The following is a 14866-nucleotide window of genomic DNA, read 5'->3' on the forward strand; positions in this document are numbered from 1 at the left end:
TGGTTTTTTTATCCCTCAGAATTACAAGTAATCCCTGACAAGAATTTCCGCAATCTGAACAGCATTCGTTGCTGCCCCTTTACGAACATTGTCAGCCACTACCCATAAGTTGATCCCCAGAGGATTACTGATATCGTTACGGATTCTGCCGACAAACACATCATCCTGCCCGCCGGCATTGCCAACCTGTGTCGGAAAATCTTCTCCGGTGAATACCTTGATATTCTCCGACTGGCGCAGTAAATCAGCCACTTGCTCCGCATCAATCGGTGCACCGGTCTCCACGTGCAACGCTTCGGCATGACCATAAAACACCGGTACCCGCACACAAGTCGGGTTAACCTGAATCGCTTGATCATTGAAGATTTTCTGTGTTTCCCACACCATCTTCATTTCTTCACGTGTATAACCATTGTCCATAAAAGCATCAATCTGAGGAATGCAGTTGAAAGCAATCTGCTGACTGAACTGGCTTGGCTCCGCAGGGATCCCGTTCAATAATTTAGCCGTTTGTCCGGCTAGCTCATCCACCCCTGATTTTCCGGCACCAGAAACAGATTGATAGGTAGACACATTGATCCGGTCAATACCGACTGCATCATAAATCGGTTTCAAGGCAACTAACATCTGTATTGTTGAACAATTGGGATTGGCGATAATATTCCGGTTCCGGAATTCAGCAATAGCTTGCGGATTCACTTCGGGTACAACCAGCGGGACATCATAATCATAGCGGAACTGAGATGTATTATCGATGACGACAACGCCAGCGTCCGCAGCGATTGGAGCCCATTTTTCCGACAACTCTCCACCGGCTGAAAAGAGAGCAATATGTGCTTGAGTCCAGTCAAAGTCTTCAACATTCTGGACTTGTACTGACTTGCCGTTAAACCGGTAGGTTTTTCCTTCGCTGCGCTCACTCGCAAGCAAAAAGAGTGTTTCAACAGGAAACTGACGTTCCTGAAGCACTTCAATCATTGTTTCGCCGACAGCGCCTGTCGCACCGAAAACAACAACATTAAATTTCTGGCTCATGATGTTACCTCAATCTGAAAACCTAATTCTGACAGCGGACTCAAATTACAATCCTTCTGACCCGTTATTTTTATTGCCCCATATTCACGACGATCCCAATAGTTTTTACGCATGGCATCAAAAGCACCCGGTTGACCAATGACTCTTCTAAACAGCGCATCATCCCGACGAACGTCATAGATTAAGTGAATCAAATTCACCAACGTTGCTTCATCCCACTGATGGGATAAACAAACTTCAGAGATCGGAGCAACCGGTAAAAGCTTATTCGGACTCGCCCAAAGATCGTAACCGAGGAAAGTACAATAGCTGTTAAAAATCATTGTTGTTCCACGCGCCTTACCTTCCAGCCCGTAACCGGCGATATGAGGTGTTGCAAAAGCGAGTAATGGCAACAAAGTCATATCAACTTCCGGTTCAAACTCAAACACATCTAAAACCGCGGTAAAACCATCTTGTTGCTGCAAACGGCATTTCAATGCGGCATTGTCAACAATCGGCCCCCGTGCTGCATTAATGAGAATCTGATCGGCGCGTAAATTGTTGAGTCGCTGCTCATCCATTAAATGATAAGTGGGCCAAGCACCATCTTTCACCAGTGGTGTGTGTAAAGTAATCACATCAGCAGTTTCCAACAGCGTTTCCAGTGCTGTGAACTGACGTGGATCACCTTCAGCTTCTTTGGGTGGGTCATTGAGCAATACGTTTAACCCGATACCTCGCAGACAGTCAGCAAGATAACTGCCGACCTGCCCGGCACCGATAATACCGACCGTTTTATCAAAAACAGAAAAACCCTGCTGTTGTGCAAGTACCATAAGCACACTGAATACATATTCAGCGACCCCAACTTTGTTACACCCCGGTGCTGCGGTAAAGAAAATTCCCCGTTCCTGCAAAAGCGTCTGGTCCACATGATCCATACCGGCTGTCGCGGTACCGACAAATTTAAGCTTATTGGCCTTTTGCAGTAAGGCATCATTGACCTTCGTCACAGAGCGAATCATTAAAGCATCGACATCCACTAAGTCGTCAGCTGTTAAATCACGTCCGGATTTTAGAATCACATCCCCCAACTGGCTGAACAGTTGTTCAGCATAGGGCATATTTTCATCGATGAGGATTTTCATACCTGACTTCATATTTCCTGAAATAAAGAGGGATTGTACAGAAAGTCGGAACACGGTTCGATATAAATGTTTGATCAAAAAAATACCCGGTATCGTATGACACCGGGTATTTTACAGAATCGCTCAATCAGAGCTGAGCACTAATCGCAATTGGCTGGCAGGGACTGGACTGAATCACTGCACCACCAGCCACATGTACCCGATTAGCCCTGATATTTACGCATCAGCAAGGTGGCATTGGTTCCGCCGAAACCAAAACTGTTCGACATCACCGTTGTCAGTTGTTGCTCTCTCCCTTCGGTCACAATATCTAGCCCATGTGCTGCTTCATCGAGGTTCTCGATATTTACACTTGGTGCGACAAAGTTATGATGGAGCATCAGCAGCGAGTAAATCGCTTCATGGACGCCAGCCGCACCCAGTGCGTGGCCTGTCATTGCTTTCGTTGCTGAAATTGCAGGGCTTTTTCCACTGAACACTTCTTGGATCGCATGAAGCTCTTTGACATCACCGGCGGGTGTTGATGTGCCATGCGTGTTGATGTAATCGACTTGATCAACATCCTGCATTGCCATCTTCATACACCGCACCGCACCTTCACCAGAAGGGGCAACCATGTCGTAACCATCTGAAGTTGCACCGTAACCCACGATTTCACCATAAATCGTCGCACCACGAGCCAAAGCATGTTCCAGTTCTTCAACGACAACCATGCCACCGCCACCGGAGATAACAAACCCGTCACGATCTGCATCGTAAGTACGAGAAGCGCGATCAGGCGTGTCATTATACTTGGTTGACAATGCTCCCATCGCATCAAACATCATGGTCATCGTCCAGTCGAGTTCTTCACCACCACCGGCAAAGACAATATCTTGTTTACCAAGCTGAATCAGTTCTGCAGCATGGCCGATACAGTGAGCAGACGTCGAACATGCTGAACTCATACTATAGTTGACACCACGAATCTTAAATGGCGTTGCCAGACAGGCAGAAACCGTCGATGACATTGTTCTTGTAACCATATAAGGACCAACCCGTTTGACCCCTTTTTCACGCAATGTATCGATAGCAAGAGACTGATTCAGTGCTGATGCACCACCAGAACCGGCAACTACGCCTGTCCGGTCATTTGAAACCATCTCTGGTGTTAATCCGGCATCAGCAATCGCTTGTTCAAGTGATAGATAAGCATAAGCAGCAGCGTCTCCCATAAACCGCATTTGCTTACGATCAATCAGTGTGGATGGATCAATTTTCAGATCCCCCCATACTTGAGAGCGCAGACCTTTCTCTTTGAATTGCTCAGACGCTGTAATACCTGATTTTCCAGCTTTCAGAGATGCCAGAACTTCTTCGACATTGTTACCGATACTGGAAACAATACCCATACCGGTTATTACAACTCGTTTCATATAAGATCCCTATTCTTTAAAAAATTCGTATAATTTCGCATAAGATGATAGCTGACAAAGCCTATTGAAGTGGTCAGCTTTCCAAGAAATTCGTACAATTCATTCACCGTTAGTATACCTTCCATCAAAGAAAAACGCAGCTATGACTAAAATAACCAACGCCAGACTCGACTGGAATGAAGCCGGAACCCCCGTATCCGGAGAGTTTGACGACGTCTATTTCTCGAATGTGAATGGATTGGAGGAGACAAGATACGTTTTTCTTCAAAAAAATCAATTACCTGAACGTTGGAATTCTTTTGAACGGTCAAGATTTGTGATTGGAGAAACAGGATTCGGAACCGGGCTTAATTTCCTCGCTGCCTGGCAAGCATTTGATCAATTTCACCGTCAACATCCGGACGCGCCCCTCCAGTCACTACATTTCATCAGTTTTGAAAAGTATCCGGTGAGTCGGGATGATTTAATCAAAGCACATCAAGCCTGGCCTGAACTGGCAGAGTATGCTGCAGAGCTCCGGCAATATTACCCGTTGGCAGTGCCGGAATGCCATCGAATGACATTTGCTGACGGCGCTGTCACGCTTGATCTGTGGTTCGGAGATATCCATGACTGTATGCCGTTAGTCCCCGTCCCTCAGACAGGCTTGATTGATGCGTGGTTCCTCGACGGTTTTGCACCAAGTAAAAACCCCGATATGTGGAATCAGCACCTGTTTAATCACATGGCGAAACTCGCAAAAGCGGAGGCAACTTGTGCAACGTTTACGGCTGCTGGCTTTGTCCGGCGAGGATTGATCGAAGCCGGTTTTGCGATGCAAAAAGTGAAAGGGTTCGGCACCAAGCGAGACATGCTGGTCGGTAAGATAGAGGCTCCGAGTGGATTCACCAATATGCTCCCGTGGTATGCCCACCAGTCGGTTCCTGATCTGTCGGATGTCGCAATCATCGGTGGCGGGATCGCCAGCGCTACATTAGCAAAAGCCTTAACCCGCCGGGGCATTCAGGTCACACTCTATTGTCAGGATGATCAAGCAGCACAAGGAGCATCAGGCAACCGGCAAGGCGCTATTTATCCGTTACTCAACGCTTCACACGATCCATTATCACGCTTTTTTGCCGCCAGCTTTCTGTACGCGCGACAATTTGTCGACCAGATGCACGACAATGGTCTCGCCTTTGATTACCAATGGTGTGGCGTAACTCAATTGATGTGGAATGAACAGGCACAAACGAAATTACAGCCCATCGCAGCAGGTCGTTTTCCCCGAGAACTGGTGACCGGTCTGGATTCACACCAGACGTCAGCAACGCTCGGTTTACCGGTTACGGCGGAAAGTCTCTATTATCCGCTCGGTGGCTGGGTTTGTCCGGCACAACTTACCGGGCAACTGCTGTCATCGTTACAGTCATCCGGCCGGCTCCGAACCCATTTCAACACTAAAATTGATCAACTCCACTGGGATGAACAGGCGGCAGTCTGGCAACTCCATAGTGCGGCGCAAATCTTTCGTCATCAGTGCGTCGTCATTGCCAACGGACACCAGTTTGACCAATTTCCACAGACTCAAACATTACCACTGGCACAAGTCAAAGGTCAGGTCAGTCATATCCCGACCACGGATACGCTCAAGCATCTCAACACTGTCCTCTGTTACGATGGTTATATGACGCCCGTCAATCCGGCCAACCAGCAGCATTGCATTGGTGCCAGCTACGACCGTCAGAATATTGATACAAACTTTGATTCAACCGCACAAGCGCAAAACCGGGATAAACTCAAAACCTGTATCTCCGACCAAGTATGGCCTGATGAAGTCGATATATCGCACAATCAGTCAAGACAAGGTATTCGTTGTGTCAGCCGCGATCATCTGCCTTTTGCCGGAAATCTGGGGGATTTAGCAACCATTAAAACGCAGTATCATGCATTAGCGACACAAACGGTGCAATCCGCTGCTGAAATTCATCATTATCCACACCTCTACGGGATGTTAGGACTCGGCTCCAGAGGGCTAAGCTCCGCTCCCCTGCTGGCAGAGTGCCTCGCCTCAATCATGTGTGGCGATCCACTGCCGCTATCGGTTGATTTACTGGAACGCATTCATCCCAGCCGAATGTGGGTCAGAAAACTACGTAAAGGCAAAGCAGTTACTGAGTCATAATGATCAACCCCAATTCCCCGCCACACAGCCAACGAAAACGGCCTGCGTATCACCGATAAAAAATCACCCGGAGGGGGTTCCTTCGGGTGATGAATACGGTCATTGAATCAACAGGTAACGGTTATATTATTATCCCTGTAAAGTCTTAACCGCTTGTTCAATTTCAGCCGCAATAGCTGCATTAGTGACTTGACCTTTTTCCATGTCAAAATTGTCATAGAAGCTCGGGACGGAAATCGATGCTTTTACATCGCCACCAAAGAAACCGGCAGAAGCAGTTGCAGCAGCCAAGACTGACTGAGCGCCACCGGGGCCCGGAGAGGTAGCTAAATAAACGGCCGGTTTGCTCTTGAAGATATCCCGATCAATTCGGGTCGCCCAGTCGAACAAATTCTTATACGCTGCCGGATGATGGCCATTGTGCTCCGCGAAAGAAATAACAAATGCATCCGCCTGTGACAAATCATCAAGAAAGGCCTTAGCGCCTTCTGCATGGCCGATCTCTTTTTCTAGATCTTCGCTAAACATCGGTACTGAATAATTTTTAATATCAATTACTTGAACTTCAGCGCCCGCGACTAAATTTGCCGCATAAGTTGCTAATGCTTTATTAATCGAAGTTGAACTGGTACTCGCACCAAACGCAATAATTTTCACCGTCATTACCTCTCTATCATCTTAGAACATGCTCAGAATAAGCCTTGATCGTCATGGCAACAACCGCAAAATTTGTATAGATACATTCAAATAATTAGAACTACTACCGTATCGGCAGGAATCTACGGTGCTGTCGTAGAATCCATCTGAGACAAAAGCCTTTGCCACAATTGCTGTACAATCACTCGATCTGCTGGTGTCAGTTCAGAGCGAGCGTTATCCAGACTGGTTTCAATCCGTGTTTTCAGCTCAGCCAATTCGGTAACCCCGTCATCTTCACATGATGCCGCAGCCAGTGAGATATGCCCACGCAGATATCCCCCGGCAAACAGCTCATCATCAGAGGCGTGTGTAATGCCATCATCGATCAAGGCCAACATTTTTTCTTCAAATTCAATAATCATTTTATACTCTTCATTGCCACGACAGTGACGAATTGTTTGACAACGCAACCATACCGTCACCCTCATCGGAATCACAATATGAACTGAATGAATTATTTGTCAGTGTCATATTATTTCACAACAAATAACGCAGGAGACAGCGGCTCAGTCTGATAAAAAGTCCGTAATTCATCCGCAAGAAGCGCCACCCGTTCGGGGAGCCCCTGCTCAATAATCTGCATTACTTCATGATGGACTTTGTGCATAAATTGCAGCCGATCCGGCTCAAACTCTCCATTAAGATTGTCACAACTCACGGAGAAGGGAAAACCGGCACTGACTGACAGAATCCACTCGTAAGCCTGAGGACGGATTTCAACTTGTTCAAAAGCCGCCTGTACTTCACGAGTCCGCCCGTCCGGCTCGTACCAATAACCAAAATCTTCCAGCAGGCGACGCTCCGGCCCGGCAACACACCAATGCGCAATTTCATGTAGCGCCGATGCATAAAAGCCATGCGCAAAAATAATCCGATGATAAGGCATCGAATCATCAGCCGGTAAATAGATCGGTTCATCATCCCCCAACACCAAACGCGTCTGATAACGCTCGGCAAAGGTCCGGTTAAAAATGTTGATTAAGTCTTGATATTGATGAACCATGATTTACTTGATCTGTTGTAACGACGGCGTGCATTTTCCAGTTTTTCCTATGTGAGGTAAAGTCTCACCATAAAAAATACCCTCCGGGGAGGGCATTCAGGATAAGTTTTACGAACGAATACAGGTCGCGAATTGCGCGGATCAGATTTTCGGCGTTTCAGTCACAACATGCTGATTCTGACCGCGATGGCGCAACAGGTGATCCATCAGGACAATCGCCAGCATCGCTTCCGCAATCGGCACCGCACGAATCCCGACACATGGGTCATGACGACCTTTAGTAATCAATTGCGTTTTCTCGCCCGTTTTCGTCATTGTGTCGCCGGGAACGGTGATACTGGACGTCGGCTTCAGTGCAATATTGGCAACAATATCCTGTCCAGAGGAAATACCGCCCAGCACTCCACCGGCATGATTACTGCCGAAGCCTTGCGGTGATAATGTATCCCGGTGCTGACTCCCTTTTTGCTGAACAACTGCAAAACCGTCACCAATTTCAACACCTTTGACTGCGTTGATACTCATTAATGCGTGCGCAATATCCGCATCCAAACGGTCAAACACCGGCTCACCCAGCCCGACCGGTACAGATGTCGCAACAACCTGAATTTTGGCACCGATAGAGTCCCCTTGCTTTTTCAGGTCTCGAATCAATGCATCAAATTGTTCAACTTTATCGACGTCCGGGCAGAAAAAAGCGTTGTTTTCGATTTCATCCCAATCGACTTTATCGATAGAGATATCGCCCATTTGTGACAGATAGGCACGAATTTCAATGCCATACGCCTGACGAAGATATTTCTTGGCAACAGCACCGGCAGCAACCCGCATTGCCGTTTCACGTGCAGAAGAGCGACCGCCGCCACGATAATCGCGGATACCATATTTTTGATGATAAGTATAATCGGCATGTCCGGGACGGAATTTATCTTTAATCTCCGAATAATCCTGAGAACGCTGATCGGTATTTTCAATCAGCAGACCAATTGAAGTGCCAGTCGTTTTCCCTTCGAATACGCCTGACAAAATTTTCACTTCATCCGCTTCGCGCCGCTGTGTGGTATAACGTGACGTTCCCGGGCGACGTCTGTCGAGATCGCCTTGCAAATCTGCTTCTGTCAATTCGAGTCCCGGAGGGCACCCGTCAACGACACATCCCAGAGCAAGACCGTGACTTTCTCCAAATGTCGTTACACGGAAATGTTGCCCGATACTATTTCCTGCCATGCACTTTCCTGTTTATTCATGTTGTGGTTAACAAATCTTCTCAATCACCGCTTTCGTGATGAAAAACGCTGCTTGGTGACCAACGTTACTTCGCGAAAAATGATTTTTATTTTAATTCATGGTGGTGTCTGACGAACCCATCCGGCTCTGAGACCCCCATGTACATTTGTATGTGGCCTCATAGTCGCTTGATTCTGATTTGATGTAAAGCTTCAATCCCGGCACGACTCTCCCACCGGATAAATCGCTTTAATCACGATAGTCCGCAAAATGCTCCGCACATTCAACTAACTGTTGACGACTCAGCATAAAGACCCCATGACCGCCATTGGAAAATTCCAGCCAAGTGAACGGAATATCTGGATACTGTGCCATCATATGCACCATTGAATTGCCGACTTCGCAGATCAAAATGCCTTGCTCGGTCAGATAATCCGGTGCATTGGCAAGGATACGGCGAACCAATTCCAATCCATCCGCCCCGGCAGCCAAGCCGAGTGCCGGTTCATGCTCAAATTCTTGCGGCAACGAGTCCATATCTTCCTGATCGACATAAGGCGGATTAGAAACAATTAACTCATACGTTGCTTTCGGTAAATCTCTGAATAAATCAGAACGCATCGGGAAGACTTGCTGTTCCAAGCCATGATCCTGAATATTGATCTCGGCAACGGCCAGAGCATCAGTCGAAATATCAACCGCATCGACCTCAGCTTCAGGGAACATATGGGCACATGCAATCGCAATACAGCCACTCCCGGTACAGAGATCCATAATTTTATTCGGTGTTTCGGTCAACCAAGGCTGAAACTGATTTTCAATCAACTCACCAATCGGAGAACGCGGCACCAGTACCCGTTCATCGACAAAAAATTCCAACCCACAAAACCAAGCCTTGTTAGTCAGATAAGCAACAGGCTTGCGTTCTTTAATACGCTGAATCACCCGTTCGACAATACAGGCTCTTTCACTCATCGTCAGACGAGAATTTAATACGTGTGAAGGCACATCGATCGGCAGATACAATGTGGGTAAAATCAACTGAACCGCTTCATCCCAAGCATTATCGGTCCCGTGACCGTAAAATAATCCTGCGGCGTTAAAGCGACTGACCGCCCAACGAATCATATCCTGAAGTGTATGAAGCTCAGCAACCGCCTCATCGACAAAAATCTTATCCAAAATTGCCTCCAAAAAGCGCTACAATACTGCCTATCCATATTTAACGAACATATGAACAGCGAATGAGTGACCACGACCCATATCAGGATGATGACTCAAATTTATTCAACGATGCAGTAAAGGGCGTAAAAAAGTTGCGTCAGGATACCATAGTCCGGCAACCAAACAGAAATACCAAACACAATTTAGCGCGTCGGAATATTCGTAATACCGATGATAATGAATTCTACTTTTCTGATGAATTCGTGCCACACCTTGATCAGGAAGGGCCAACGCGCTATGCACGCAGTGATGTTTCCAAATATGAGGTCAAGCGGCTACGTCGCGGTGTTTATACACCGGACGTTTTTCTCGATATGCACGGCATGACTCAGAAGGAAGCGAAAAGAGAGTTGGCTGCAATGATCGCCTACTGTATTAAAGAAGGCATCCATTGTGCCTGTGTACAACACGGGATCGGCAAACACATTCTCAAACAGAAAGTCCCCCTATGGCTGGCCCAGCATCCCGATGTGATGGCTTTCCATCAATCACCGATGGAATTTGGCGGGAACGGCGCGTTGCTGGTGCTGTTGTCCGTTCCTGAGAAATAGCGTCCCCGGGAAATAATAAGGCAGGGGGATGCGCGAGACACAACACTCAACATCTCCCCTATCGGATGCTAGGGGCTGTTGATCTTTCGTGATGTTTTTTGCAGCAATTTGTCGTGCATTTAGTCAAGGCAGGTCATGTGAAGTGTAGCGATCTACATGAACCATGACCTAACGCTGGATAAATGCACGACAAATGCTGCCCAGAGGGTTCATCTGAACGTGTCTTGCTCTTTGTTGCGGGTCATTTGCTTAGGATAGCTAAGCGGCATGCCCCGCGCCGCGATCAATACCCGTTCAGATTGAACAAAATTCAACCACAAAAGGTCAACAACCCCTAATAATTCATATCGGTCGGAATGGTCATCGCTTCTTCATTGAGTTTTGGCCGTTTACCGCCGCGTCGCCGATATTGACGAAGCTGAAACACGTAAGCCAAGACTTGTGCCACCGCCAAAAATAATCCATCCGGGATTTCCTGTTCTAATTCAGTGGTATGGTAAAGCGCCCGGGCCAACGGTGGTGCCGGCACAATCTCAATCTCATGCTCTCTGGCAACTTCACGGATCTTCAATGCAAGATGATCAATGCCTTTTGCGACAACAATCGGTGCTTTGTCACTATTTTGCTTATATCGTAACGCAACGGAGAAATGTTCCGGGTTAGTGATAATCACATCCGCTTGAGGCACATCAGCCATCATTCGTCGCTGTGCCGCTTCTCTTTGCAACATTCGGATCCGACCTTTGACTTCAGGTTTTCCTTCTGTGTCTTTATATTCGTCTTTGACTTCCTGTTTGGTCATTTTTAACTGATTGGCGTGCTGCCAAATTTGGAAAGGAATATCAATCGCGACAACAATCAGCAAAGAGCAACTGATTAACAGGATAAAATTCAATAAGATCTGCAATGCGTGATAAATATTTTGCGGAAAAGCATCCAGACTCAACTGGAATAAATCCACTTTTTGACTGTCGATCAAAAAGAAAGCGGCACCGGCAACCAGTGCGACTTTCAAAATCGATTTGAGTAACTCAACCCAGCTTTGCAGACCAAACATCCGCTTGAGCCCACTCAGCGGATTCAATTTCGACAGTTTAGGACGGGCAGCTTCTGCTGAAAAAGAAATCCCACCGACACCGGCTGCACCGAGGAGTGCGGCAATAAACAGCGTGACCAGAATCAACACCATCGGTAAGATCAACGTCACCAGCGAGCCGAATAAAACATCAAACAGTTTCGGCAAATCAAAGATCTCTTCACGGCTCAGGGTAAATAGCCGCCCCATCGACAGATACAGCGCCTTGGCTAAACTTTCGCCAAACCACATCAGCGCAATCGCACCAATAACCAGTACCGAAACCGACGCTAGCTCTTTTGAGCGAGCAACCTGACCTTTCTCTTTCGCCTGCTCTCGCCTTCGGGGCGTGGCTTCTTCGGTACGTTCTTGTCCGTCAGACTCAGCCATGATCTGTTCTCCTCAAGGTGCCTAGGGGCTGTTGATCTTTCGTGATGGTTTTTGCAGCAATTTGTCGTACATTTAGTCAAGGCAGGTCATGTGAAGTGTAGCGAGCTACATGAACCATGACCTAACGCTGGATAAATGAGCGACAAATGCTGCCCAGAGGGTTCATCTGAACAAAATTCAACCACGAAAGGCCAACAGCCCCTAACAATCCAGTCGTATAAACCGACAAATCTGAGCCTGTCCCTGCTCCCAGAAAATCTCATAATGACTGTACAGCCCAGTCACAATGTACCAGCACAGCAATAACCCGACCATGAGCGCAAAAGCAAAACCAAGCGAAAAGATATTGAGCTGAGGTGCTGCACGAGTCATGACACCAAACGAAAGATTGACGGTCAATAAAGCAATAATGCCGGAAAGAGACATGGTCAAAGCAACTTTGAACATAATTCCAAACCACAACGCCAGTTCACGAAAGTCAACGGATGTCAGACCCCCTTGGCCAATCGGTAATGACTTAAAGCTAAAGGCAACCAGTTGCAGCATCTTTAAATGGCCATCACTGGCCAGAAAGAACATCGTCGCCAGAAACATAAAAAACTGTCCCAGTAACGGGGTGTTCTGCCCATTGGCCGGGTCAACCATCGACGCAAAACCTAAACTCGATTGCATACCGATAATTTGTCCCAGCATGACAAACGTCTGAATCATAAACTGTGTCACCGTTCCCATGGCTACACCAATAATAATTTGCTCAAAAGTAATCATAAATCCCTGTAGGGAGAGCAATTCAATATTTGAGGGAACAGCCGGAATTACTGGCATGATAGCAAAGGTGATAGCAAGACCAAGGTAGAGACGAACGCGGGCAGTGACAAAACGAGCCCCTGTCACAGTCATCACCATCAACATGGCCGAGATTCGGGTCAGCGGCCAAAAATAGGTGGCAATCCAATCTAAAATCAGGTCTGCCGGATATGTCATTACGTGCGCCTCAATAGAGGATCTGTGGTAAACGATCAATCATGGAATAAAAGAACTCCATTAAAATCCGAGTCATCCAGTGGGCAAACAGCATCAACGCCAGCAAGGTCACGATTAAACGGGGGAGAAAGCTGAGTGTTTGCTCGTTAATTGAGGTTGCCGCCTGAAAGACTGCAACCGCTAAACCAATCAATAAACCGGGCACAATGATTGCCGAAACCATTAACAGTACAATCCATAAAGCATCGCGGAATATTTCAACAAAAGCTTCTGGGGTCATTGTACCTCCTAAAGTGCAAAGCTACCTGCCAGCGTTGACAGAATCAGGTTCCATCCATCAACTAACACAAACAACATCAGCTTGAATGGCAAAGAAACAATCATAGGAGACAACATCATCATCCCCATCGCCATCAAGACCGAGGCGACCACCAAGTCAATCACCAAGAAAGGGAGAAACAGCATAAAACCGATCTGAAAGGCGGTTTTTAACTCAGACGTGATAAAAGCCGGTATCAAGACTGTCATTTCAACATCTTGCGGATCAGTTGCCTGCGAGCCGGACATATTCACAAACGTTTCTAAATCTTTGACCCGCGTCTGCTTGAGCATGAAAGCTCGCATCGGTTTCTGTGCTTCGTCAAAGGCTTGGCGCGCATTAATCTGCTCATTGAGATAAGGCTGGATCGCGCGCTCATTTACTTGGTGAAATACCGGAGACATAATAAAAAAGGTCAGAAATAACGCTATCCCGATGATGACTTGGTTTGACGGTGTCTGCTGCAATCCCATGGCTTGGCGCAGAATCGACATGACCACAACAATCCGGGTAAATGAGGTCATTAAAATGACGAGTGCCGGCAGGAAACCAAGCATCGTCATTAAACCAAGGATTTGCAGACTAATCGAATAATCCTGACTACCGTCAGGATTAGTTGTCATTGTAATGGCAGGAATACCAGCCTGATTTGAGTGAGCCACCGTTGCTGTATTGGAAAGACCTTGTGCGGTAATGCTTTGCGTCACCGTACTATTGGCGGGTTGAACTTCTCCCGGAGCAGGCGCCGCCCGGGATATCCCCGAAAACGCCCCTAAACACAGCACCAGCCCGAGAAAGGCCAGTCTGTTCAAATGCGATGTGATTAAATCGAAACTATATTTTATCATTCTTTTTTCAGAAACCGATTAAGTTGCCCCGCAAAAGGGTGTTCCGCTGCCTGAGACTTTGACGTCAACGGTTGTTCAAGCTTGGAAATCAATTGAATCGAATGGCTTGTCGCACCAACTAAAAACTGCTCTTCTCCGGCTTGAACAACTAACAGTTTTTCTTTCGTGCCAATCGGAAGTTGACGAATGATCATCAGATCTTTTTGATGCCCCAATGCCGGTAGCCGCATCTTTTTGAGTAACAATGCCAGAACCAAGATAATGGCAACCACAAAAATTAAAGACCCCAGAGTGGTTAAAATACTCATGGAGTCACCAACCTCGGCCCAAACGGGAAAGGCACAGAAAAACAGACCGGACAAGCTTATTAATCGTGTCATCAACGTGCTTATCTCAGCTTCTTAATCCGTTCTGTCTGGCTGATAACATCGGTTAAACGGATACCGAATTTATCGTTCACCACCACAACCTCACCATGGGCAATCAACGTCCCATTGACGAGCACATCCAAAGATTCTCCGGCAATACGATCCAATTCAACGACCGAGCCTTGGTTCAATTGCAGCAAATTACGGATACTAATTTGTGACCGACCGACTTCCATCGAAATCGTCACTGGAATATCCATAATCGTATCCAGTTTTCGTCGCTCATCTTCTGAAATAGGCTGTGATGTATCTTTCAACTCTTCAAGCGGAGCCGCCAATATTTCATCAATATCATCATCTGACGTTGCATTCGGGTCTTCACCTAGCGCCGCAGCCCATTCATCTGCCAGTTTTTGATCATCAATATCAGACAT

General features: G+C 47.0%; 16 protein-coding genes. 2 read left to right on the top strand and 14 right to left on the bottom strand.

What is annotated here, in order from left to right; translation table 11 throughout:
• Nucleotides 1-21: 21 nt before the first annotated feature.
• From VR7878_RS04685 to fabB, 3 genes are all read right to left on the bottom strand, one after another.
• Nucleotides 22-1035, bottom strand: a complete 1014-nt coding sequence (locus tag VR7878_RS04685) for an aspartate-semialdehyde dehydrogenase (RefSeq protein ID WP_077333857.1) — start codon at nt 1033-1035, stop codon at nt 22-24.
• Nucleotides 1032-2165 (bottom strand): 4-phosphoerythronate dehydrogenase, encoded by a 1134-nt coding sequence (locus VR7878_RS04690; protein WP_077333859.1) that lies wholly within the window; start codon nt 2163-2165, stop codon nt 1032-1034. The genes VR7878_RS04685 and VR7878_RS04690 overlap by 4 nt, the downstream gene beginning before the upstream one ends.
• A 203-nt stretch (nt 2166-2368) precedes the next feature.
• On the bottom strand, nt 2369-3580 hold the full coding sequence (gene fabB, locus VR7878_RS04695) for a beta-ketoacyl-ACP synthase I (RefSeq protein ID WP_077333861.1): 1212 nt from the start codon (nt 3578-3580) through the stop codon (nt 2369-2371).
• Nucleotides 3581-3722: 142 nt separating this feature from the next.
• On the opposite strand from fabB, the gene mnmC reads away from it, so the two are divergent.
• Nucleotides 3723-5744 carry a bifunctional tRNA (5-methylaminomethyl-2-thiouridine)(34)-methyltransferase MnmC2/FAD-dependent 5-carboxymethylaminomethyl-2-thiouridine(34) oxidoreductase MnmC1 gene (gene mnmC / locus VR7878_RS04700; RefSeq protein ID WP_077333863.1) on the top strand — a complete coding sequence of 674 codons (2022 nt, stop codon included), beginning with the start codon at nt 3723-3725 and terminating at the stop codon, nt 5742-5744.
• A 129-nt stretch (nt 5745-5873) separates the two neighbouring features.
• Here mnmC and VR7878_RS04705 read toward each other — a convergent pair whose 3' ends face one another.
• The 5 genes from VR7878_RS04705 to prmB all read right to left on the bottom strand — a co-directional run bounded on the left by VR7878_RS04705 (nt 5874) and on the right by prmB (nt 9855).
• Complete coding sequence (locus VR7878_RS04705; protein WP_077334189.1) at nt 5874-6401, bottom strand: NADPH-dependent FMN reductase; 528 nt, start codon at nt 6399-6401, stop codon at nt 5874-5876.
• Between the two features lie 122 nt (nt 6402-6523).
• Nucleotides 6524-6805: a YfcL family protein gene (locus VR7878_RS04710; RefSeq protein WP_077333865.1), complete on the bottom strand. Its 282-nt coding sequence runs from the start codon at nt 6803-6805 to the stop codon at nt 6524-6526.
• A gap of 110 nt (nt 6806-6915) precedes the next feature.
• Complete coding sequence (locus VR7878_RS04715) at nt 6916-7446, bottom strand: elongation factor P hydroxylase (protein WP_077333867.1); 531 nt, start codon at nt 7444-7446, stop codon at nt 6916-6918.
• Nucleotides 7447-7587: 141 nt separating this feature from the next.
• On the bottom strand, nt 7588-8673 hold the full coding sequence (gene aroC / locus VR7878_RS04720) for a chorismate synthase (protein WP_077333869.1): 1086 nt from the start codon (nt 8671-8673) through the stop codon (nt 7588-7590).
• 249 nt (nt 8674-8922) lie between these two features.
• Nucleotides 8923-9855 (bottom strand): 50S ribosomal protein L3 N(5)-glutamine methyltransferase, encoded by a 933-nt coding sequence (gene prmB, locus VR7878_RS04725; RefSeq protein ID WP_077333871.1) that lies wholly within the window; start codon nt 9853-9855, stop codon nt 8923-8925.
• Nucleotides 9856-9917: 62 nt separating this feature from the next.
• On the opposite strand from prmB, the gene smrB reads away from it, so the two are divergent.
• Complete coding sequence (smrB, locus tag VR7878_RS04730) at nt 9918-10448, top strand: endonuclease SmrB (RefSeq protein WP_077333873.1); 531 nt, start codon at nt 9918-9920, stop codon at nt 10446-10448.
• 334 nt (nt 10449-10782) lie between these two features.
• Here smrB and flhB read toward each other — a convergent pair whose 3' ends face one another.
• The 6 genes from flhB to fliN form a co-directional block, all read right to left on the bottom strand.
• Nucleotides 10783-11913, bottom strand: a complete 1131-nt coding sequence (gene flhB, locus VR7878_RS04735; RefSeq protein ID WP_077333875.1) for a flagellar biosynthesis protein FlhB — start codon at nt 11911-11913, stop codon at nt 10783-10785.
• Between the two features lie 201 nt (nt 11914-12114).
• Complete coding sequence (fliR, locus tag VR7878_RS04740; protein ID WP_077333877.1) at nt 12115-12897, bottom strand: flagellar biosynthetic protein FliR; 783 nt, start codon at nt 12895-12897, stop codon at nt 12115-12117.
• A gap of 10 nt (nt 12898-12907) precedes the next feature.
• Nucleotides 12908-13177, bottom strand: coding sequence for a flagellar biosynthesis protein FliQ (gene fliQ / locus VR7878_RS04745; RefSeq protein ID WP_059121289.1), 270 nt, complete (start codon nt 13175-13177; stop codon nt 12908-12910).
• An 8-nt stretch (nt 13178-13185) separates the two neighbouring features.
• Entirely contained in the window at nt 13186-14064 is an 879-nt protein-coding gene (gene fliP, locus VR7878_RS04750) for a flagellar type III secretion system pore protein FliP (protein ID WP_077333879.1), read from the bottom strand.
• Entirely contained in the window at nt 14061-14444 is a 384-nt protein-coding gene (gene fliO / locus VR7878_RS04755; protein ID WP_077333881.1) for a flagellar biosynthetic protein FliO, read from the bottom strand. Before fliO ends, fliP begins: the two co-directional genes overlap by 4 nt.
• An 8-nt stretch (nt 14445-14452) precedes the next feature.
• The gene (gene fliN / locus VR7878_RS04760) at nt 14453-14866 is read right to left on the bottom strand and encodes a flagellar motor switch protein FliN (RefSeq protein WP_077333883.1); all 414 of its coding nucleotides are present in this window, start codon (nt 14864-14866) and stop codon (nt 14453-14455) included.

This window comes from Vibrio ruber DSM 16370 (assembly GCF_900163965.1).
Classification (GTDB): domain Bacteria; phylum Pseudomonadota; class Gammaproteobacteria; order Enterobacterales; family Vibrionaceae; genus Vibrio; species Vibrio ruber.